We start from the raw sequence: 19684 nt of genomic DNA, 5'->3' as shown, positions 1-19684 counted from the left end.
GCAGGAAATCGCGACCGGGGCCGCGGTTTCCGGCTATATAAGGATCAGTCTAGGCGACTGCAAGGCATCAATCTGCTTCCGGCGCGCGTTCCAGGCGGGCACGAACAGTCGAAAAAGGCCGATGCCTTCGGCTGAAATGTGGTGGGGCCGCGCACGTCCGTCAAGGCCGCCGGTGCGTGCCGGACAAGCGGATCAACGGATGATCGGCCGGGTACGTCACCCGCCGATCAGCACGTCCAGCAGGCTGGAGCGCCGGGGCCTTGCGGGCTGCTCCCCGACATCGGCGGGCGGGACGGGCAGATCGCCCCCGATGCCACCTGTCCGGTCCGGCGCCACCGGCGCCTCGCCGCCGCCATCGCGGCTGGTCGTGCCCAGCGCGCGCGCCACCATTTCCGCCAGGGATTCGTCCTGCCGCGCGGCCGGGGCCGCAGGGTCCACACCGGCCACCGGCAGCCCGCCGCCGGTCGTGCCGAACAGCGGCGAGGGCGAGAGCCCCTCGTGGGCGGCGGTCATGAAGCGGCTCCAGGCCTTGGCCGGAAGGCCGCCGCCTGTCACCTTCTCCATCGACTTGCCGTCGTCGTTGCCGAACCAGACGCCGGTCGTCAGGTTGCTGGTGTAGCCGACGAAGAGCGCATCGCGGAAGGATTGCGTCGTGCCGCTCTTTCCGGCCGCCTCCCAGCCGGGGATCCTGGCGTTCTTGCCGGTGCCTTCGGTGATGACGCGCGCCATCATGCCGTTCATCATGGCCACGATTTCGGGCTGGAGCACGCGTGGCGGGTTGTCGTAGGTGTTTTCGTAGAGCACCTTGCCCTCGGCCGTCGAGATGCGGCGGATGATGTGCGGCGTCGCCTTGTAGCCGCCGTTCATGAAGGGCGCATAGGCGGAGGTGAGTTCGACGAGCGAGACCTCCGAGGTGCCGAGCGCGATCGAGGCGTTCGACTGCATCTCGGATTCGATGCCCAGCCTGTGGGCGAGCTTGATCACGTTGTCCGGTCCCACCTCCATCACGAGCTGGGCCGCGATCGTGTTCAGCGAATTGGCGAGCGCAGCCGAAAGCGTCACTTCCCCGCGATATTTCTGGTCGTAATTCTCCGGCGTCCACTTGCCGATGCGCACCGGTGCGTCGTTGCGGACGGATTGCGGCGAGCGGCCCATTTCCAGCGCGGCGGCATAGACAAACGGCTTGAAGGCCGAGCCCGGCTGGCGCTTCGCCTTGGAGGCGCGGTCGAACTGGCTTTCGGCATAGTCGCGGCCGCCGACCAGCGCACGGATGGCGCCGGTGCCGTCGATCGACACGAGGGCCGCCTGCGAGGCATTGAGCTTGGCGCCCTCCGCATCGATGATCGCGGTGATGGCTTCATCCGCCTTCTTTTCCAGGTCGAGGTCGATCGTCGTCTCGACGACGAGGTCCTCGGTGATGTCGCCGACGAACTTCGGGACTTGGTCCATCACCAGGTCGGCCGCATAGTGCTCGGCCCCCGACCAATAGCTCTTCGCCCGCGTCGGCGGCTGCGACATGGCAGTGGTGATCTCGCGTTCGGTGACGAAGCCGGCGTCCCGCATCGTGCCGAGCACGACCTGGGCCCGTTCCTCGGCGGCCTCCGGATCGCGTGCGGGCGAAAGCCGCGACGGCGCCTTCAGAAGGCCCGCCAGCACCGCCGCTTCGCCGAGGTTCACGTCGCGGGCGGACTTGTTGAAATAACGCCGGGACGCCGCCTCCACGCCATAGGCGTTGGATCCGAAGAACACCCGGTTGAGATACATCGCCAGAATCTCGTCCTTGGTGTACTTGTGCTCGAGCCAGAAGGCGAGGAGCACTTCCTGCACCTTGCGCTCCAAGGTTCGCTCGGGAGACAGGAAGAGGTTCTTGGCGAGCTGCTGGGTCAGCGTCGAGCCGCCCTGCACCATCCGCCCCGTCGTCACGTTCGTCACCATCGCACGGGCCAGCCCGAGCGGATCGATGCCAAAATGGGAATAGAAGCGGCGGTCCTCGATCGCGATCACCGCCTGCGGAATGTAGGGCGACATCTGCTCGAGCGACAACGCCTCGCCGCCTGTCGCGCCGCGGTTGGCGATCGCCGTGCCGTCGGTGGAGATGATCTTGACGTTCGGCGGGCGCGCCGGAATGTTCCAGGTCGTCGCGCTCGGCATCTGTGCGCCGTAGTAGAGCACCAGTGCGCCGATGGCCATGCCGCCCCAGATGCCGAGCACGACGCACCAGTAGGCGAGGAACCGGACGGCACCGAACAGGCGTCCGCCGCCGCTGCGCCGGCGCTTGCGGGCAGGAGCTTTCCGGCGCGACGCCGGTGTTCCCTTGCGGGCAGCCGGCTTCGTCTTGCGCGTCGCAGATCGGGTCACGCGATCCTCCTCGTCGATGCGCAGATCGTCATCGTCGTATTCGTCCTCGCTCTGGAACGAGGGCTCGATCCGCTGTGATTTGCGCCGGCCTGCCATCCTGGAAGAAATATGCCTTTCGTGTCCGTGCCGCCTGAGTCTGCGTCCGCCGGGGCGAACCGGCGTGCGATAACGCCTTGAATCTGCAGAGCGCCCGCCTGGGCTGTGCTCTCGGTCCGTTGAGAACTTTAAATGCGGCGATTTAAGGGGTGGTTAAGGACGACTTAATGGGGAGGAGAAGCAGTAAGTATCTTCTTCTGATTGTGCCGCCGAGGTCGGCACTTGCCGGAATGCGCGCGGAAACGTGATTTCCGCTTTGCAGCCTGCGTGGGTATCCTGCGCTCCGCAACGATCAAGGAGACGATCTATGAAACGCATCCTCGTATTTGCATGCGCGCTCGGCCTGTCGGCTCCCGTGGCATTTGCCGATTGCACCTACCACCAGACCAACGCGAAGGCCGATGTCGACACGACGACCACGACGGCCAGCATTTCGGAGAAATCCACGCCCGCTACGGGCGAAGTCGTTCTGCTGAAGAAGAACGACACCACTGCCGCGCAGGAACAAACGGCAGAGTGAAACAGGTCATGCCCGTCTTGAAGCAAAGGGCGGCCCTATGGAGCCGCCCTTTCCTTTTTCAGTAATAGGGTGACAGGCACTGCTGGCGCGGCCCGCCATAGGGCTGGAAGCTGTTGTCGTAGGCGCGATACGAGCGGTAGCGTCCCGCACACCATTCGAAATGCCGCGGGTTGACGCCGCCGTCTACGGCGCGCGGCTGGCTGGCGATCGCGCCGCCGATGATCGCGCCTGCGCCGAAGGCAGCCAGCGGATACCAGTAGCCGTCGTCGTAGCGCCGATAGCCCTCGCGATAAGCGGGATAGCCGCGGTAGCCGCGATAGTAGCCGCCGCTGCGATAGTAACGCGGGCCGCCGTAGTGGCGCGGTGGCGGCGGACGATAGCCGCGGCGGACATAGTAGTCGACGTTCTCGACGTCCGTCTGGACGGTGACGCCGGCGTTCGGCATTCCGGCTGCTTGCACCGGCACCAGGCCGGTTGCGAGCGTTGCCACCGATAGGGCGGCCGCCAAAAGGCCACTGACGATCTTTCTCATCTTGTTACTCCCGAGAGCCATCAAACTTTCCAATGACGTGCGGGATGATGCAGGAATTCGGCTGAACGGGCGATGAACCGCTCAACCTCGCGTTCCATCGCGCTCTTCCTGCTTCATCTGCGTATAGCGCGCATGCTCGAACGCCAGCACGGCGCCGAGGCCGAGCACGAACGGAATGATCAGGTAGAACACGCGGAACACTGCAAGCGCGGCCAGCACGTCGACGGGGTCGAACTCCGGCAGGCCGGCGATGAAGATCAACTCCAGCACCCCGATGCCACCCGGCGCATGCGAAAGCAGTGCCGCCGAAAACGAGGCGAGGAAGATGCCGAGCACGACGAGATAGCCCGGGTTGTTGGCGTCCGGCAGAACGAAGTAAATGATCGCAGCCGCCGCCAGCAGTTCCACCGGCGCGATCAGCAGTTGCCGGAAGGCGACCGACGGCCGCGGATATTCCAGTTTCAGCCAGCGGGTGCGGATCGGCCGGAATCCGACGAGGCTGCCGATGAGGTAGATCGCGACCAGGGCCAGGATCAGCACGCCGGTGGAAAACGCCGCCTCCACGGGCAGGAACTTCGACACCCGCTCGATGATCTCCGGCTCGACGATCAGCACCAGCCCCATCAGCACTGCCGTTCCGAGCGCGAAGGTGAAGGAGCAGAAGGCGACGAGCACCCCGACTTCGCTCGCAGAGAGGCCCTTGGAGGTATAGGCGCGGTAGCGCACCACGGCACCCGAGAAGACCGATGCGCCGATATTGTGGGCCAGCGCATAGGCGGTGAACGAGGCGACCGTGATGAACCAGAGCGATATCCGGTGGCCGAGGTGCTCGAGCGCCAGGTGGTCGTAGGCGGCAAGCGCCGCATAGGCCACGATCGTCGCAAAGGCGGCGAGCACCCAGCCCGACGGGGGAATGGCGAGAAGGCTGTCGCGGAACTCGTGAAACGAAAGCCCCCTGAGGTCGTGATACAGGATCCAGAGGGAGAAGATAATCGCAGCCAAGCCGACGAAGGGCCAGAAGAGCTTGCCGAGTTTCATGCGCCCTGTGCCCGCCCGCACCGGCGACGGCTGGCTTGCGGCAGGCCGGATCGCAGGCGATGTGCAGGATTGTCGTTCATGCCGTTGCTTCCCTTCCGGGTCGTCTTCTGTCGCTGCAGGTCCCGCCGGACCTGCACTCGCCTATGGTTTCATCCGCTCGAAGTTAATCACTGTCGGGCAACCCGGACAACGATGCGAGTGGCGAAGTGTACGACTTGCGCGCCCTTCACGGTCAACATTTCGTCAGCGTGCCGCCAGGGCCGCAAGGATGCGCACCCAGGAACGAATGCCCTTCTCGAACGAACGCAGCTCGTATTTCTCGTTCGGCGAGTGAATCCGGTCGTCGGAAAGTCCGAAGCCCACCAGAAGCGATTCCATGCCCAGCATCTTCTGGAAGTCGCCCACGATCGGGATCGAGCCCCCCATGCCGATCATCACCGCCGGCTTGGGCCATTCCTGCGACAGCGCGTCCTTCGCCTTGTTCAGGAGCGGCGAATCATAGGGCAGCTGGATCGCCGGCGAACCGCCATGGGCGTGGAAGGTCACCGAGCAGTCGGCCGGGACCTTCGCGCGGACATAGGCGCGGAAGGCGTCGCGGATTTTGCCCGGGTCCTGCTTGCCGACGAGCCGGAACGAGACCTTCGCCGTCGCTTCGGCGGCGATCACCGTCTTGAAGCCGTCGCCCGTATAGCCGCCGATAATGCCGTTGACCTCCGCCGTCGGCCGCGCCCAGGTCAGTTCCAGCACCGAGCGGTTCTTCTCGCCCGAGGGAACGGACAGGCCGATCTCGCCCAGGAACTTCTCCGCCGTCTGGCCGAGCTTGTCCCAGGTGGCCTTGATGTCGGCAGGCGTCTCCTCGACGCCGTCATAGAAGCCCTTGAGCGTGACGCGCCCGTCCCGGTCGTGCAGTCCGGCAAGGATGTCGGCAAGAACATGGATCGGGTTGGCTGCCGCCCCGCCGAAATAGCCCGAATGCAGGTCGCGGTCGGCCGCCTTGACGACGACCTCCTCGCCGACCAGCCCGCGCAGCCCAGCCGCGATCGCCGGCGTCTCGGCATCCCACATGTTGGTATCGCAGACGAGCGCGTAGTCGGCCTTGAGCTCGGCCGCATTGGCCTCGAGGAAGGGCTTCAGCGATGGCGAGCCGGACTCCTCCTCTCCCTCGAACAGGATCGTGACCTTGCAGGGCAGCGCGCCGGCCGTCTCCTTGTAGGCGCGGCAGGCCTCGACGAACGTCATCAACTGGCCCTTGTCGTCCGACGTGCCGCGGCCGGTGATGATCCGCCGCCCGCCGCTGATGTCGCGCACCGCCGGCTCGAACGGGTCGTTCTCCCAGAGCTCAAGCGGATCGACCGGCTGCACGTCGTAGTGGCCGTAGAACAGCACGTGCGGCGCGTCGGTGCTCGCGCCTTCGTGGTGGGCGACCACCATCGGGTGCCCGGACGTATCGCGCACGGTGGCGTCGAACCCGAGCGTGCGCAGCTCGCTCACCAGCCATTCCGCGCCGCGTCGCACGTCGGCCTTGTAGGCCGGGTCGGTCGAGATCGATTTGATGCGGAGAAGGTCGAACAGGCGTTCGAGGGCGGCAGGCACGTTGGCGGCGGCGTGGTCGAGTACGGGTAACAGATTGGTCATTGTCGAATCCTCTTTGCGGGGCGACCTTAGAGCGTGCTGTCGTGATTTGGAAACAGTTCTGTTGGTCCAGGCGGCGCCGGATTTCCTACTCCGTCGGTCGGAACGGAATGCCTCAGGCCCGCGTGTCGCGCGCGACGTTGGTGATCATCATGCGCATGTATTCCAGCAGGAGCTCCCGCTCGAACCGGCGGAAGCCCTTGAACAGCTCGGCTTCGGCATGCTCGGCGGCGGCAAGGGCGTCGGCGCGCATCGCCCGCCCGCGCTCGCTGAGATGCACCAGCTGGGCGCGCTTGTCGGCCGGATGCGGCGAGCGCGTGATCAACCCGTCCCGTTCCATGCGCGAAAGCGTGTTGGCCATCGTCGCCTGCTCGATGTCGAGCCGATCGAGGAGCTGGCGTTGCGTCAGCCCGTCGCAGGACCAAAGTTCGAGCAGGACCGGCAGCTGGCCGGGCGCAAAGCCGGACTGCTTCGCGCGGGCCTGAAAAGCGCGCGCGGCCTCTTTCGCCAGCAGGCCGGCAAGGTAAGCGGCCGATTCCCTCCGATCGAACACCATGCGCAGACAGTAGGCCGGAATTCGATTCCAGACAATCGGCCGTGGGCTTTGCGGGAAAGACACCAAAAATCGGGGTGGCGGACATGAGAAGGGCCGCTTCGGACGGGAGGTACGTCCGAAGCGGCCCTTGCAAATTGTGGACAAAGGCCCGGAGAGGGGGATAAGGCCTTTGTCCTCTGGTCTGGCGCGGCGGGGGACAGGCCGGGATGCCAGACCACGGCTTGATCAGGTGCCGATGACTGTCATTTGGGCCTCGGAATGTGGCTTTTCAAGGGATATGCGCGGTGCCGGAAATTACAAATTGGTAACGTTTGTGTGAGCCTCCAAAGCGGTTTGGCCAGCGTCGCCACGAACGCAATGTACGATGGACGCGGGCACCCGCGCACGCTATCCCTAGCGCCATGAAAAATGGTGACCATCTCTTCCTCGTCGACGGCTCGGGCTTCATCTTCCGTGCCTTTCACGCGATCCCGCCGCTGAACCGCAAGTCGGACGGCCTGCCGGTCAATGCCGTCTCCGGTTTCTGCAACATGCTGTGGAAGCTCCTGAAGGATGCGCGCAACACCGACGTCGGCGTGACGCCCACCCATTTCGCCGTCATCTTCGACTATTCCTCGAAGACCTTTCGCAACGAGCTCTACGATCAGTACAAGGCGAACCGCACGGCCCCGCCCGAGGACCTGATCCCGCAGTTCGGGCTGATCCGCCACGCGACGCGGGCCTTCAACCTGCCCTGCATCGAAAAGGAAGGCTTCGAGGCCGACGACCTGATCGCCACCTATGCGCGGCTGGCCGAAGCGGCTGGCGCCGACGTCACCATCGTTTCCTCCGACAAGGACCTGATGCAGCTCGTCACCCCGAAGGTGTCGATGTACGACAGCATGAAGGACAAGCAGATCTCGGTCCCCGAGGTGGTCGAGAAGTGGGGCGTGACCCCGGACAAGATGATCGACCTGCAGGCGATGACCGGGGATTCGACCGACAATGTCCCCGGCATTCCGGGCATCGGCCCCAAGACGGCCGCTCAGCTTCTGGAGGAGTACGGCGATCTCGACACGCTGCTCGCCCGGGCCGAGGAGATCAAGCAGCAGAAACGCCGCGAGAATATCATCGCAAACCGCGCCCAGGCGCTGCTGTCGCGCCAGCTCGTGACGCTGAGGACGGACACCCCGCTCGACGTGCCGCTCGAGGATCTCGTGCTGGAGACGCAGGACGGCCCGAGGCTGATCGCCTTCCTCAAGGCGATGGAATTCACCTCGCTGACGCGCCGGGTCGCCGAAGCCTGCGATTGCGACGCCTCCGCGATCGATCCGGCCACCGTCCCGGTGGAATGGGGCGCCGAAGCCCACGGCCCCGATCTCGACAAGGACGAGGCGCCCGGGCCGGGCACCGAAGGCGCGTCCGGGGAAAGCGCTGCCGATGCGGCCGAGACCCTGCTTCCGACCGCATCGGCGGACGGCTATGAGCCGGCACAGCTGGCAAGGACACGCGCCGCCCGCTTCTCCGGCCAGCCGATCGACCATTCCGCCTACGTGACGATCCGCGACCTCGCCACCCTCGACCGCTGGGTCGCCGATGCGCGCGAGACGGGTCTCGTCGGCTTCGATACCGAGACGACGTCGCTCGATGCGATGCAGGCCGAGCTCTGCGGTTTCTCCCTGGCAATCGCCGACAATGCCCGGGACCCGTCCGGCGTCTCGATCCGCGCGGCCTACGTGCCGCTCTTGCACAAGTCCGGCGTCGGCGATCTGCTCGGCGGCGGCATGGTCGAGGGGCAGATCCCGATGCGCGACGCGCTTTCGCGGCTGAAGGGCCTGCTGGAGGATCCCTCGGTCCTGAAGGTGGCGCAGAACCTGAAATACGACTACCTGGTGATGAAGCGCCACGGCATCACGATGCAGGGCTTCGACGACACCATGCTGATGTCCTATGCGCTCGACGCCGGCGCCGGCACGCATGGCATGGATTCGCTCTCCGAGCGTTGGCTCGGCCACAAGCCGATCGCCTACAAGGATGTCGCCGGCAGCGGCAAGGGCGCCCAGACCTTCGACATGGTCGACATCGACCGGGCGACCGCCTATGCCGCCGAGGACGCCGACGTGACGCTGCGCCTGTGGCACGTGCTCAAGCCGCGCCTCGCCGCCGAGAAGATGACGACCGTCTACGAACGCCTGGAGCGGCCGCTGGTGCCGGTGCTGGCGCGCATGGAGGAGCGGGGCATCACCATCGACCGCCAGATCCTGTCGCGCCTGTCGGGAGAACTGGCGCAGGGTGCAGCCGCGTTCGAGGACGAGATCTACGAGCTCGCGGGCGAGCGCTTCACCATCGGCTCGCCGAAGCAACTGGGCGATATCCTTTTCGGCAAGATGGGCCTGCCGGGTGGATCGAAGACGAAGACGGGCCAATGGTCGACCTCGGCGCAGGTGCTGGAGGATCTGGCCGCCCAGGGCGTGCCGCTGGCGCGCAAGATCGTCGACTGGCGCCAGCTGACCAAGCTGAAGTCCACCTATACCGACGCGCTGCCCGGCTTCGTCCACCCCGAGACGAAGCGCGTCCACACGTCCTACGCGCTGGCCGCGACGACGACCGGGCGCCTGTCCTCGTCCGAACCCAACCTGCAGAACATTCCGGTCCGCAACGCCGAGGGCCGCAAGATCCGCACCGCCTTCATCGCCACGCCGGGCCACAAGCTCGTCTCGGCCGACTACAGCCAGATCGAGCTGCGCGTGCTGGCCCACGTGGCGGAGATCCCGCAGTTGAAGCAGGCCTTTGCCGACGGCATCGATATCCATGCGATGACGGCGTCCGAGATGTTCGGCGTACCGGTGGACGGCATGCCCGCAGACGTCCGCCGCCGCGCCAAGGCGATCAACTTCGGCATCATCTACGGCATTTCCGCCTTCGGCCTTGCCAACCAGCTGTCGATCGAGCGCTCCGAGGCCGGCGACTACATCAAGCGCTATTTCGAGCGCTTCCCCGGCATCAAGGACTACATGGACCAGACGAAGGCCTTTGCCCGCGAGAACGGCTATGTCGAGACGATCTTCGGCCGCCGCGCGCATTACCCCGAAATCAAGTCGTCCAACCCCTCGGTTCGCGCCTTCAACGAGCGGGCGGCGATCAATGCGCCGATCCAGGGCTCGGCCGCCGACATCATCCGCCGCGCCATGGTCAAGATGGAGCCGGCGCTCGCCGACGGCGGCCTGTCGGCCCGCATGCTGCTGCAGGTGCACGACGAGCTCGTCTTCGAGGTCGAGGATGCGGAGGTTGAGCGTGCCATTCCCGTCATCGTCGGCGTGATGGAGAACGCGTCCATGCCGGCGCTGTCGATGAAGGTGCCGTTGAAGGTGGATGCGCGCGCCGCCCTCAACTGGGACGAGGCGCATTGAGCGGTTCTGCAGCTGTCGCCGGTGCAACTGTTGCGGGACCGTTTACCACGTTCGCGTGGATGCCGGCCCTGGCCGTGCGGCCTTAACCCAGCCTTAATCGCTTGCTGCGTTTCTGCGGGAGGCTTGGGGGGCGCGTGTCATCGACTTGGCGCCTGGAAATTGCGGATGACCCGCAATGAGATGCGGCACGGATGACGCATGGACGCATTATCGCAAGGCAGTCTTTCCATCGATCCCGGCAAGCGTGCGCCGCTGGCCGTGCAGGTCGTGCGCCAGTTTTCGCCGAGCCGCGGCGGGCTGGAGGACGTCGTCGCCAATCTGTCGCGCCAGCTTTGCGCGCGCGGCTACCGCGTCCGCGTGGTGACGCTCGATCGCCTCTTCACCGCCCCCGACCGCACGCTTCCCGCACGCGAAACCGTCGACGGAATCGAGGTGGTCCGGATTCCCTTTTCGGGCAGCACCCGATATCCTTTCGCACCGAGCGTTTTCCGGCACCTGAAGGATGCCGACCTGGTGCACGTCCATGCGATCGACTTCTTCTTCGACGCGCTCGCCTGGGGCAAGTTCCTGCATGGAAAGCCGCTCGTCGCCACGACCCATGGCGGGTTCTTCCATACCGACAGGCACAAGGCGATCAAGCTCGCCTGGTTCAACGTGACGACCCGCCTGTCGGCGCTCGCCTACCGCCGGCTGATCGCCTGCAGCGCGCAGGATGCTAGGCTGTTCCGCAAGATCGCCGGCCGTCGCGTCGTCGAGGTCGATAACGGCGCCGATATTGCCAAGTTCCGCAATGCGGGTGCCACGAAGCCGCTTCGCCGCATCGTCACGATCGGGCGCTTCTCCTCCAACAAGCGGCTCGACCGCCTCTTCGACGCCCTGTCGCGCCTCGTCGTGCACGAGCCGGACTGGCGCCTTTCGGTAGTGGGCGTGCCGGGCGAACTGAGCGAGGCGGAGCTGCAGCGGATGATCGGTCAGCGGGCGCTCGAGGACCATATCGACGTGCATGTCGGCCTGTCTAACGAACAGATCCGCGAGCTGGTTTCCGGATGCTCGCTGTTTGCCTCCGCCTCGGAATATGAGGGCTTCGGCCTCGTTGCCGTCGAGGCGATGAGCGCGGGGCTTCTGCCACTGCTGCATCCGAACCAGGCCTACGAGGACCTCGCTGCCAAGCATCCGGAGGTGCGCCTTTGCGACTTCGAGGACGCGGACGCGGCGGCAGGGACGATCCACTCGGCGTTCCTGACGCTCGCCCGCGACGTGCCCGGCTACCGGGCAAGGGCGATGCGCGCGGCGGAAGGCTATTCCTGGGATCACGTGGCCCGGCGCTATGCCGCGATCTATACTGAGATATTGGGAGGCGTCGCACCGCCCGAATGGGATCCGGCGACGGCAAAGGGCAGTGAAGGCAATGAAGTCGCAGCCAACGGCTGAACGCCGGCATTCGCGAAAGGACGCATCCGGGAGCAGGCAGATGAGGCGCAGGGCGATGCGGATCGGCGGGCTCGCGCTGGCGCTGGTCCTTCCTTTCGACGCGTCTGCCGCTTGCATGCGTGGCGTCAACCTTGCCGGCGCCGAGTTCGGCGATCCGCCGGGCGTCTACGGCAAGGACTACATCTATCCGAGCGATGAGACGATCCGGTACTTCGCCGGCAAGGGGTTCAACGGTGCACGGCTGCCCTTCCGCTGGGAGCGGCTTCAGCCGAGGCTCGGCCGGGCGTTTGCGATGGGCGAGCGCCGGCGTCTCGCCGACACCGTCAAGCGCCTGAAGGCGGCGGGCTTCACGGTGGTTCTCGATCCGCACAACTATGCCTATCACGGCGGCAGGCAGATCGGTTCTGCCTCGGTCCCCGTGGAGGCCTTCGCCGACTTCTGGCGGCGGCTTGCCACCGAGTTCGCAAACGATCCGGCGGTGCAGTTCGGCCTGATGAACGAGCCTCACGACATTGCGGCCGACCAATGGCTGGTCGCCGCCAACGCCGCCATCGCCGCGATCCGAGGTGCAGGGGCCGAAAATCTCGTCTATGTCCCCGGAACGATCTGGACCGGCGCCCATAGCTGGGAAAGCGAGCGTCCCGGCGGCTCGAACGCCGGCGTGATGCTGGGCGTCGAGGATCCGGCGAAGAACTACGCCTACGAGGTCCACCAGTACCTGGACGACGATTTCTCCGGCACGCACGACACCTGCGAGGGTGCGGCGGATGCCGTCGCTGCGCTCGAGCGCTTCACGGCCTGGCTGCGCGAGAACGGCAAGCGTGGTTTTCTCGGGGAATTCGGCGCGCCCGCCAGGACCGAATGCCTGACGGCCCTGTCGCGCATGACCGCCGTCGTCGACGGCGCCCCGGACGTGTGGACCGGCTGGACCTACTGGGCGGCCGGCGACTGGTGGCCGGAAACCGAGGCGCTCAACATCCAGCCGACCAAGGGAGGCGACCGGCCACAGCTGCGCGCCCTCGAATATGGCGGCAGCATCCCGGCGCCGAAGGGCGCCTGCCCGGCGCTCGGCGAAGCCGAATAGGAAACGTTACGCGCGATGTGGCAGGGCCGGGGCGAACGGCCGTTGAGCAACGACCGTTTGCCGGCAGGCGCCGGCCGTGCCGACCAGGAACCACATCAGGGCAGCCGTCTTGATCGAATAGAACGAGTCGCTGATCAGCATCAGAAGCAGCAGGTAGACGATCATCATCGAATGGAAGCGCCAGGCCCCCGCGTCCTTCAGTGGCGCGTGCACGAACATCGTCCACAGCCCGATGAAGCCGAAGATCCCGAAGGCGGTCAGCGAATAGGAAATGCCGGAATCGGCGGTGAACGCGTCGGTCGTCTCCGCGCCGAGCACAACACCCAGGTCGAGCTGTGTGAGGATGTGTGCGGTGACTGCAAACCGTCCGGCGAGGTCGTTCGGCCCCCCGCCGGAAACCGAGGTGATGCCGTAGACAGACAGGACGGCCAGCAGGAAGAAGGGCAGGACCACCCAGACCAGCCGCGGCAGGAAGGAATAGACGGGATAGAGAAGCGTGATCAGCACGCAGCTGTAGAGCCCGAAGCGCGCGTCGGCCATCGCGATCACGGTGAAGGCGAGCGCAAAGACCAGCCACCGGCCCGGAAAGGCGCGACCGCGATAGAGCGCCCAGGAATAGATGATCACGGCGAAATTGCCCATCGAGACCGGCTCCAGGAAGACCGAGGAGACGCGATGCTGGCCGAGGAAGGGCAGGATCGTTCGTGCCTCGGGGCGCTGGCCGGAAACGAACAGGCCCTTGGTCTGCCCGAACACCTGGTCGAGCGTCACGGTGCCGCGCGCAAGGTAGTAGCCGATGACGTTGAAATACTCGAGGAAGGTTTCCAGGAAGAGATACTCGAACAGCCCGAAGCCGACGACGATCAGGCCGCTTGCCATCACGAGCTTGTCGGCGAGCCTCGCATCGGCGATGCGCACAGCCATGAAATAGAAGGTCAGCGGGATGAGGATGTCGCGGACCGCCTTCGGGTTCACCTGCCCGCGCAGCATGAACAAAAACAGCATGTAGCTGACGAACACGCCCAGGATCACGTAGAGCGTGGACTTTCGCGTCATGGCCGCGAGGAATGCGCAGCCGACGATCGCAAGCTCCGACATGATGACGTGGCGATCGGCCATGCCCATGAAACGCGTGTTGACCAGGCAGAGGAGCGCGTTGAACACGAGGCCGCCGATCACCGTCACGATCGCGGCGACGCGCACGGGATCGATCCTGGCCGGAGCGCCGGCATCGTGGCGCACCTGTGGGGTGCTCCGGCTCCGCCGGTTGCTGAAGCCCGTCCCGTAGCCGATCGATTCCGTGCGGGCCATCCTCGACGTCTCCTATGGCGCCCTGCGGGACAGGAGGACGTTGCCGAGGATCTTGTCGCGCCACGGGCCGATTTCCGCCATCAGCGTGTCGAGTGCATCGCCGCCGGTGGCGCCGACGGTCGAGACGATGATGACGGCGTCGGTGTGCTTGAGGACGGTGGGGATCACGGTTTCGGCCGGCGTGCCGCTGCAATCGACGACGGTGAAATCGACGGGTTCGGTCCGCGGCGCGGTGCTGACACGGGAGGATCCAAGCGCTGCGATCCGTCTCAGGCCGCCGGCGCCGATACGCTCGAAGTGCAGGACATCCTCCAGCGCATGGCCGCGCGGCGCGCCGGCGTCGAGGCGGATCTTGACGCTCCAGGACGGCCGTGCGGCGGAATGGTCCCTGGGGCGGAGTTCGCCGTCGCAGAAGAGTACGACCTCGCCGGCGACATGCAGCTCGCGCGCCACGTCCGCGGCGACGCCGTCCCGGCCGCTGCCGTCGGGAGACAGGAATGCGATGGTGGCGGGACGGGTGGCGCCGAATTCCGCCTCGAGCAACTGGCCCAGCCTGCGGATCCCCGCCTCTCGCGGCAAGGCTTCCGGGGCGGATGGCCGTGCGAACGGCAGTCGGCGCGTGAAGCTGTCGATGCGCCCGGATGGCGATGGCGCGTTGCCTGCCATGACCGCGAGCATTGGAGCGCTGGTCTTGGCTACGAGGCTTCGTTCCATGCGCTTGGTACCGCCCAGGAGTTCGCGCAGCACCGCAAGGGTCGCCCCGGCGGCCGAGCCGAACAGGACCGCGGCGATCAGCACGAGAAGCTTCGGCGCCTGCACCGCCTTGTCGGACGGGACGGCTTCGGAGATGACGCGGGAATTGCCGTTGCCGAGATCCTGCTGACGGCTCAGTTCCTCCGCGCGGGTGAGAAATGCCTTGTAGACCGCGTCGATCGCCTGGGCCTCGCTGGTCAGCTGCACCAGTTGGAAGCGGAGCTTGCCGTTGTCCTTGCTCGAGGCCGCCTGGTCGTCGAAGCGTTTTTCCAGCGAGACGAGGTTTGCCCTGGTGCGCTCATAGGTGTTGGCCGACAGCTGACGAATGCGCTCGAGCTCGATCTCGATGGCATTGCGGATGCTGGCGATCTGCGAGCGGATGGCACGCATCTGCGGATGGTCGTTGCCGAGGTTGGCTGCAAGTTCCGCCTGGCGGTCGAGCGCTTGCGAATAGCGGCTGCGCAGTCCGGAGAGCGCGCCGGAGTTCAGCGTTTCGGGTATGGCGCCGGCCTCGACATTGGACACGTTGAGCTGGCGCGCCTGCTCGTAGGCCGTCTTCTGTTGCTCGACCTGCTGGCGCGCTGCCAGAAGCTGCTGGTTCAGGCCGGCGAGTTGCTGGTCGGTGATCAGCCCCTGGTCGCCGGCGCTGATCATGCCGTTCTCGGCCCGGAAATCCTCCACCGCCTCCTGGGCGTCGAGCACGCGCTGGCGCAGCTCCTCCGCCTGTTCGGCGATCGTGCGGGTGGTCTTCAAGCTGACGTCCAGGCGGGCCTTGTCGGCCACGGTGAGGTAGCTTTCGGCGATGGCATTGGCGATCTTCGCGGCCATCTCGCTGTTGCCGTGCTTGACGGTGATGGTGAAGACGAAGCTGTCGCCGTTGCGCGCGACGCTCAGGTTTTCGAGCAGGGCATTGATGACGCCGTCGACAGTCGCAGCGTCCGTCTTCGTCCGTCCCAGCAGCCTGGACAGCAGGCCGCTGCCGTTGAAATAGGGGTCCCTGGTGAGGTCGAGCCTGGTGACGACGTCGCGCAGCACGTCGCGGGACTGGATCAGGTAGATCTGGCTGCCGATCACCTGCTGCATGTTGAGAGATCCGCCCGTATCGGTGCCGACGACAGGCCCCGCCCCGATGTCGACGAAGATCTCCACGGTCGAGCGGTAGAACGGCTTCTGGGTGAGGACGAAGCCCATGCCCAGCAGCGCGCACACCATCGCAGCGAGGACCACATAGTGGATCCTCTTCCTCACGATGCCCGGCAGCTGAAAAATGTCGATGTCCATCAAATGTCCCGTTGCCCGTGCCCAGGGGGACGCGGCCGAATTTCGCAGCCTTCGCCGCCGTCCGATCACACGGGTGCTTCCCGGGAACCGTCCTGCAACCTCTCAGATTATGGTTAACAACCTCTCAACCGGGAGGCAGGAAAGACCGCGGCAGGGGCGGTGGCGGAAATATTAAGGATATTGAAAATACGATGCTTTTCGGAGCGGGCGGCCGCAGTGGAGTACCTTCTCCTTGATCCGGAGCGGGTGCCGGGCCGTCTTCATGGAATCTTATCCATGTCCCTTCAAGCGTTCTTATCTCTCCTCATGTATGCCTCTGGTTGAACCAGATCGGAGCGGGCGGCATCGCCTGCCGACAAGAGAACAGCGCGGGAGAGTGTCGCCATGAAGCAGAAGATCCGTGAGTTGCTTGCCAAGCATGGCGGCCTGCCGGTCGCCGTCGACCAGATCGTCGACGACCAGGACCTCTACGCGGCCGGCCTGTCGTCCTTCGCCTCGGTCCAGATCATGCTGGCGATCGAGGAAGCCTTCGACCTGGAGTTTCCGGACAATCTGCTCAACCGCAAGTCGTTCCAGAGCATCGCGGCCATCACCCGCACGGTCGAGAGCCTGACCGGCAATGCGGAGGCTGCCGAATGAACATGTCCACCGGCGCAAGCCTGGCGGAGAGAGCCGCCCGCGTTGCCGCCGTGGCCGAGGCGCACGCCGGCGATGTCGACGTGAAGGGACGCTTCCCGCAGGAGGCGGTGGACGCCATGCGCGCCGAACGCCTGCTGTCCATCCAGATCGCTAAGGAACTCGGTGGCGAAGGGGCGAACATCGCCGAGATCGCCGAGGTCTGCTCCATTTTGGGCCAGTCCTGCGCCGCCGCAGCCATGGTTTTCGCCATGCACCAGATCAAGGCGTCGAGCCTCGTCTCGCATGGCGCGGATGTCGCCTGGCACAGCGCCTTCATGCGCCGCATCGCCGACGAACAGCTGCTTCTGGCTTCCGCCACGACGGAAGGCGGCATCGGCGGCAACCTGCGCAACAGCATCTGCGCCATCGAGGTCGAGGGTGATCGCTGCCGGCTCGAGAAGGACGCGACCGTCATCTCCTACGGCGCGAACGCGGACGCGATCCTGATCACCTCGCGCAGCCATGCCGAGGCCGCCTCCACCGATCAGGTCATGACGGTGTTCACCAGGGATCAGTACACGCTGGAGCGCACCCATGTCTGGGATACGCTCGGCATGCGCGGCACGTGCTCCGACGGCTATCTGTTCAAGGGCCGGGCGCCGGCCGAGCAGATCCTGCCCAAGCCTTTTGCCGAGATCGCCGCCCAGTCGATGCTCGCCACCTCGCATCTTCTCTGGAGTGCCGTCTGGTACGGCATCGCCGCCAATGCAATGGCGCGGGCGCAGGCCTTCGTCCGCGCCGCGGCCCGCAAGGCGCCCGGCCAGACGCCGCCCGGAGCCCTTCGCCTGGCCGAAGCCTCGAACCTTCTGCAGATCCTGAAGTCGAACGTGGTCGCGGGCCTGAACGAATTCGAGGCGGCGAAGGCGGATGCCGACCGGCTGTCGTCGATGGGCTTCGCCGTCGCCATGAACAATCTGAAGATCGGCTCGTCCGAGACGATCCTGACGATCATCAACCACGCCATGCTGATCTGCGGCATCATGGGCTACAAGAACGGCACGCCCTACAGCCTCGGCCGGCACCTGCGCGACGCGCATTCGGCCCAACTGATGATTTCCAACGACCGCATTCTCGGCAACACGTCCAATCTCCTGCTTGTCCACAAGCAGGACACCAGTCTCCTGGGGTGAAGAACCATGGATATGCAGACCTCGTTTCTCGACCGGCTGTTCGATGCCGGTCTGCTGATCGATACCGGCGTTGACGGTCTCTATGGCCGCAGCGGCCAGTTCGAGGACGTGATTGCGGCCTTCGAGCGACTGATCGACCGCGTCGGCGGTGGCGACGGCGCCGAAGCGATGCGCTTCCCGCCGGGCATGAACCGCGCCTTCTTCGAGAAGAGCGGCTACATGAAGAGCTTCCCGCAGCTCGCGGGCACCGTCCATTCCTTCTGCGGCAACGAGCTCGACCACATGAGCCTGCTCAGGTGCATGGAAGTGGGCGAGGAGGACTGGACCAGGGATCAGAAGGCGACGGATATCGTCCTGACGCCGGCCGCCTGCTACCCGCTCTATCCGACCGTTGCCAGACGTGGGCCGATCCCGGCAAAGGGCGCGCTCTACGACCTGCAGTCCTACTGCTTCCGCCACGAGCCGTCGCAGGATCCGGCGCGCCAGCAGCTGTTCCGCATGCGCGAATATGTCTGCATGGGCACGGAGAAGCATGTCACCGATTTCCGCCAGTCCTGGATGGATCGCGGCGTGGCGATGATGAAGGAGGTCGGCCTCGAGGTCACGATCGACGTCGCCAACGATCCCTTCTTCGGCCGCGCTGGCAAGATGCTGGCCAACAACCAGCGCGACCAGGATCTCAAGTTCGAGCTGCTGATCCCGATCACCTCGGTCTCAAAGCCGACCGCCTGCATGAGCTTCAACTATCATCAGGATGCGTTCGGCTCGAAATGGGGCCTGAACATGGAAGACGGCAGCGTGGCGCACACCGCCTGCGTTGGCTTCGGCCTGGAGCGCATCGCACTCGCCTTGTTCCACACCCATGGCCTCGACGTCGCCGACTGGCCGGAGAGCGTCCGCAAGACCCTCTGGGGCTGACTTTGGGCACGGCTTCCGTCTTTCCCGGGCTCGATCCCGCCACATACCGGCCGCACGCGCTGCACGACCACGAGCGCATGTGGCCGGAGACAAACTGCTACGTCGACCTTTGGATCGAGGTGCTGAACGCACGGGCGCTGCCGCCGGAGGCCATGCTGAGCTTCACGCTCACGCAGGACTTCGAGGGCGACCAGTTCACCTTTTTCAAGGTGCCGCTCGAGGATCTCGAAGTCCTCTACGGCATCCGCTGCACCGAGCTTGCGATCTACGACCGCGTCGAGCGCCACGTCGCCGAGCAGATCGGCCGCGGCCGCCTGTGCCTGGTGGAGATGGACAGTTTCTACATGCCCGATACGCGTGGCGTCGCCTACCGGTTGGAGCACGGCAAGACGACGGTGGCGATCAACCGGCTGGACCTTGCGAACCGCACGCTCGACTACTTCCACAATGCCGGCTTCTTCAGGCTGGAAGGCGAGGATTTCGACGGGCTGTTCCAGCTCGACGCGCCGACCGATACGTTGCCGTTCCTGCCCTATACGGAATTTGCGAAATTCCCCGCCGCGCACCCGGCCGAAGCCGACATGGCAAGGGCCGCCCGTCGCCTGCTGCGCTTCCATCTGCAGCGTCGGCCGCTGGAAAACCCCGTTGCCGCCTTCGTCGCCGTCTTTCCCGGCCAGGTCGAGGCCGTTGCGGAACGCCCCTTCGGCTTCTTCCACAAATATGCCTTCAACACGCTGCGCCAGTTGGGCGCCAATTTCGAGCTCGCGGCCAGCCATCTCGACTGGATAGCCCCGGACGGCACGCTGTCGGATGCGGCGGCAGCCGCGCGTCGCATCGCCGAGAACGCCAAGTCGGTGCAGTTCCAGCTCGCCCGCGCGGTCACCCGCAAGCGCTTCGAGCCCCTAGCGACCGCGCTCGACCCGGCAGTTTCGGCCTGGGACGAGATGATAGCCGTGCTCGAACGCCGCATCGACTGA

Annotated in this window: 15 protein-coding genes; 8 read left to right on the top strand and 7 right to left on the bottom strand. The window is 65.6% G+C overall.

Features of this window, described 5'->3' with window-relative positions:
• Positions 1 to 216: 216 nt before the first annotated feature.
• Complete coding sequence (locus tag GGQ64_RS08765) at positions 217 to 2454, bottom strand: transglycosylase domain-containing protein (protein ID WP_183802225.1); 2238 nt, start codon at positions 2452 to 2454, stop codon at positions 217 to 219.
• A 307-nt stretch (positions 2455 to 2761) separates the two neighbouring features.
• Here GGQ64_RS08765 and GGQ64_RS08760 point away from each other — a divergent pair, with 307 nt between their 5' ends.
• Positions 2762 to 2974 (top strand): hypothetical protein, encoded by a 213-nt coding sequence (locus tag GGQ64_RS08760; RefSeq protein WP_183802222.1) that lies wholly within the window; start codon positions 2762 to 2764, stop codon positions 2972 to 2974.
• 58 nt (positions 2975 to 3032) lie between these two features.
• On the opposite strand, the gene GGQ64_RS08755 is transcribed toward GGQ64_RS08760, so the two are convergent.
• The 4 genes from GGQ64_RS08755 to GGQ64_RS08740 form a co-directional block, all read right to left on the bottom strand.
• Entirely contained in the window at positions 3033 to 3506 is a 474-nt protein-coding gene (locus GGQ64_RS08755) for a BA14K family protein (protein ID WP_183802219.1), read from the bottom strand.
• 81 nt (positions 3507 to 3587) lie between these two features.
• On the bottom strand, positions 3588 to 4544 hold the full coding sequence (locus GGQ64_RS08750; RefSeq protein WP_183802215.1) for a lysylphosphatidylglycerol synthase transmembrane domain-containing protein: 957 nt from the start codon (positions 4542 to 4544) through the stop codon (positions 3588 to 3590).
• 243 nt (positions 4545 to 4787) lie between these two features.
• Complete coding sequence (locus tag GGQ64_RS08745; RefSeq protein WP_183802212.1) at positions 4788 to 6179, bottom strand: dipeptidase; 1392 nt, start codon at positions 6177 to 6179, stop codon at positions 4788 to 4790.
• Between the two features lie 112 nt (positions 6180 to 6291).
• Complete coding sequence (locus tag GGQ64_RS08740) at positions 6292 to 6732, bottom strand: MarR family winged helix-turn-helix transcriptional regulator (protein WP_183802628.1); 441 nt, start codon at positions 6730 to 6732, stop codon at positions 6292 to 6294.
• Positions 6733 to 7133: 401 nt separating this feature from the next.
• Here GGQ64_RS08740 and polA point away from each other — a divergent pair, with 401 nt between their 5' ends.
• The 3 genes from polA (at position 7134) to GGQ64_RS08725 (ending at position 12636) form a co-directional block, all read left to right on the top strand.
• A complete protein-coding gene (polA, locus tag GGQ64_RS08735; RefSeq protein ID WP_183802209.1) occupies positions 7134 to 10121 on the top strand; it encodes a DNA polymerase I in 2988 nt (995 codons plus the stop codon).
• A gap of 198 nt (positions 10122 to 10319) precedes the next feature.
• Positions 10320 to 11552, top strand: coding sequence for a glycosyltransferase family 4 protein (locus GGQ64_RS08730; protein WP_183802206.1), 1233 nt, complete (start codon positions 10320 to 10322; stop codon positions 11550 to 11552).
• Positions 11553 to 11592: 40 nt separating this feature from the next.
• Positions 11593 to 12636, top strand: a complete 1044-nt coding sequence (locus tag GGQ64_RS08725) for a glycoside hydrolase family 5 protein (protein ID WP_183802203.1) — start codon at positions 11593 to 11595, stop codon at positions 12634 to 12636.
• Positions 12637 to 12642: 6 nt separating this feature from the next.
• Here the strand turns inward: GGQ64_RS08725 and GGQ64_RS08720 are convergent, their stop codons facing one another.
• A complete protein-coding gene (locus GGQ64_RS08720; protein ID WP_183802200.1) occupies positions 12643 to 13947 on the bottom strand; it encodes a UDP-phosphate alpha N-acetylglucosaminyltransferase in 1305 nt (434 codons plus the stop codon).
• A 12-nt stretch (positions 13948 to 13959) separates the two neighbouring features.
• Positions 13960 to 15981: a GumC family protein gene (locus GGQ64_RS08715; RefSeq protein WP_183802197.1), complete on the bottom strand. Its 2022-nt coding sequence runs from the start codon at positions 15979 to 15981 to the stop codon at positions 13960 to 13962.
• A gap of 384 nt (positions 15982 to 16365) precedes the next feature.
• Here GGQ64_RS08715 and GGQ64_RS08710 point away from each other — a divergent pair, with 384 nt between their 5' ends.
• Genes GGQ64_RS08710 through GGQ64_RS08695 form a run of 4 tightly spaced genes read left to right on the top strand, consistent with a single transcriptional unit; the run spans position 16366 to position 19684 of the window.
• Positions 16366 to 16620, top strand: a complete 255-nt coding sequence (locus GGQ64_RS08710; RefSeq protein ID WP_183802194.1) for an acyl carrier protein — start codon at positions 16366 to 16368, stop codon at positions 16618 to 16620.
• Entirely contained in the window at positions 16617 to 17789 is a 1173-nt protein-coding gene (locus GGQ64_RS08705) for an acyl-CoA dehydrogenase family protein (RefSeq protein WP_183802191.1), read from the top strand. The genes GGQ64_RS08710 and GGQ64_RS08705 overlap by 4 nt, the downstream gene beginning before the upstream one ends.
• Before the next feature lie 6 nt (positions 17790 to 17795).
• Complete coding sequence (locus GGQ64_RS08700) at positions 17796 to 18707, top strand: amino acid--[acyl-carrier-protein] ligase (protein ID WP_183802188.1); 912 nt, start codon at positions 17796 to 17798, stop codon at positions 18705 to 18707.
• Complete coding sequence (locus tag GGQ64_RS08695) at positions 18704 to 19684, top strand: DUF1839 family protein (protein ID WP_425488500.1); 981 nt, start codon at positions 18704 to 18706, stop codon at positions 19682 to 19684. The genes GGQ64_RS08700 and GGQ64_RS08695 overlap by 4 nt, the downstream gene beginning before the upstream one ends.

This window comes from Mycoplana azooxidifex, from assembly GCF_014196765.1.
Lineage (GTDB): Bacteria > Pseudomonadota > Alphaproteobacteria > Rhizobiales > Rhizobiaceae > Mycoplana > Mycoplana azooxidifex.
Note: the sequence above shows the minus strand (reverse complement) of the source record. Positions and strands in the feature narration are given on the sequence as shown.

Bases quoted from the DNA above. Each gene is read 5' to 3' on its own strand.
- GGQ64_RS08710 (WP_183802194.1), top strand. From the start codon at position 16,366: ATGAAGCAGAAGATCCGTGAGTTGCTTGCCAAGCATGGCGGCCTGCCG.
- GGQ64_RS08740 (WP_183802628.1), bottom strand. From the start codon at position 6,732: ATGGTGTTCGATCGGAGGGAATCGGCCGCTTACCTTGCCGGCCTGCTG.
- GGQ64_RS08760 (WP_183802222.1), top strand. From the start codon at position 2,762: ATGAAACGCATCCTCGTATTTGCATGCGCGCTCGGCCTGTCGGCTCCC.
- GGQ64_RS08745 (WP_183802212.1), bottom strand. From the start codon at position 6,179: ATGACCAATCTGTTACCCGTACTCGACCACGCCGCCGCCAACGTGCCT.
- GGQ64_RS08750 (WP_183802215.1), bottom strand. From the start codon at position 4,544: ATGAAACTCGGCAAGCTCTTCTGGCCCTTCGTCGGCTTGGCTGCGATT.
- GGQ64_RS08730 (WP_183802206.1), top strand. From the start codon at position 10,320: ATGGACGCATTATCGCAAGGCAGTCTTTCCATCGATCCCGGCAAGCGT.
- GGQ64_RS08755 (WP_183802219.1), bottom strand. From the start codon at position 3,506: ATGAGAAAGATCGTCAGTGGCCTTTTGGCGGCCGCCCTATCGGTGGCA.
- GGQ64_RS08715 (WP_183802197.1), bottom strand. From the start codon at position 15,981: ATGGACATCGACATTTTTCAGCTGCCGGGCATCGTGAGGAAGAGGATC.
- GGQ64_RS08725 (WP_183802203.1), top strand. From the start codon at position 11,593: ATGAGGCGCAGGGCGATGCGGATCGGCGGGCTCGCGCTGGCGCTGGTC.
- GGQ64_RS08720 (WP_183802200.1), bottom strand. From the start codon at position 13,947: ATGGCCCGCACGGAATCGATCGGCTACGGGACGGGCTTCAGCAACCGG.
- GGQ64_RS08765 (WP_183802225.1), bottom strand. From the start codon at position 2,454: ATGGCAGGCCGGCGCAAATCACAGCGGATCGAGCCCTCGTTCCAGAGC.
- GGQ64_RS08700 (WP_183802188.1), top strand. From the start codon at position 17,796: ATGGATATGCAGACCTCGTTTCTCGACCGGCTGTTCGATGCCGGTCTG.
- polA (WP_183802209.1), top strand. From the start codon at position 7,134: ATGAAAAATGGTGACCATCTCTTCCTCGTCGACGGCTCGGGCTTCATC.
- GGQ64_RS08705 (WP_183802191.1), top strand. From the start codon at position 16,617: ATGAACATGTCCACCGGCGCAAGCCTGGCGGAGAGAGCCGCCCGCGTT.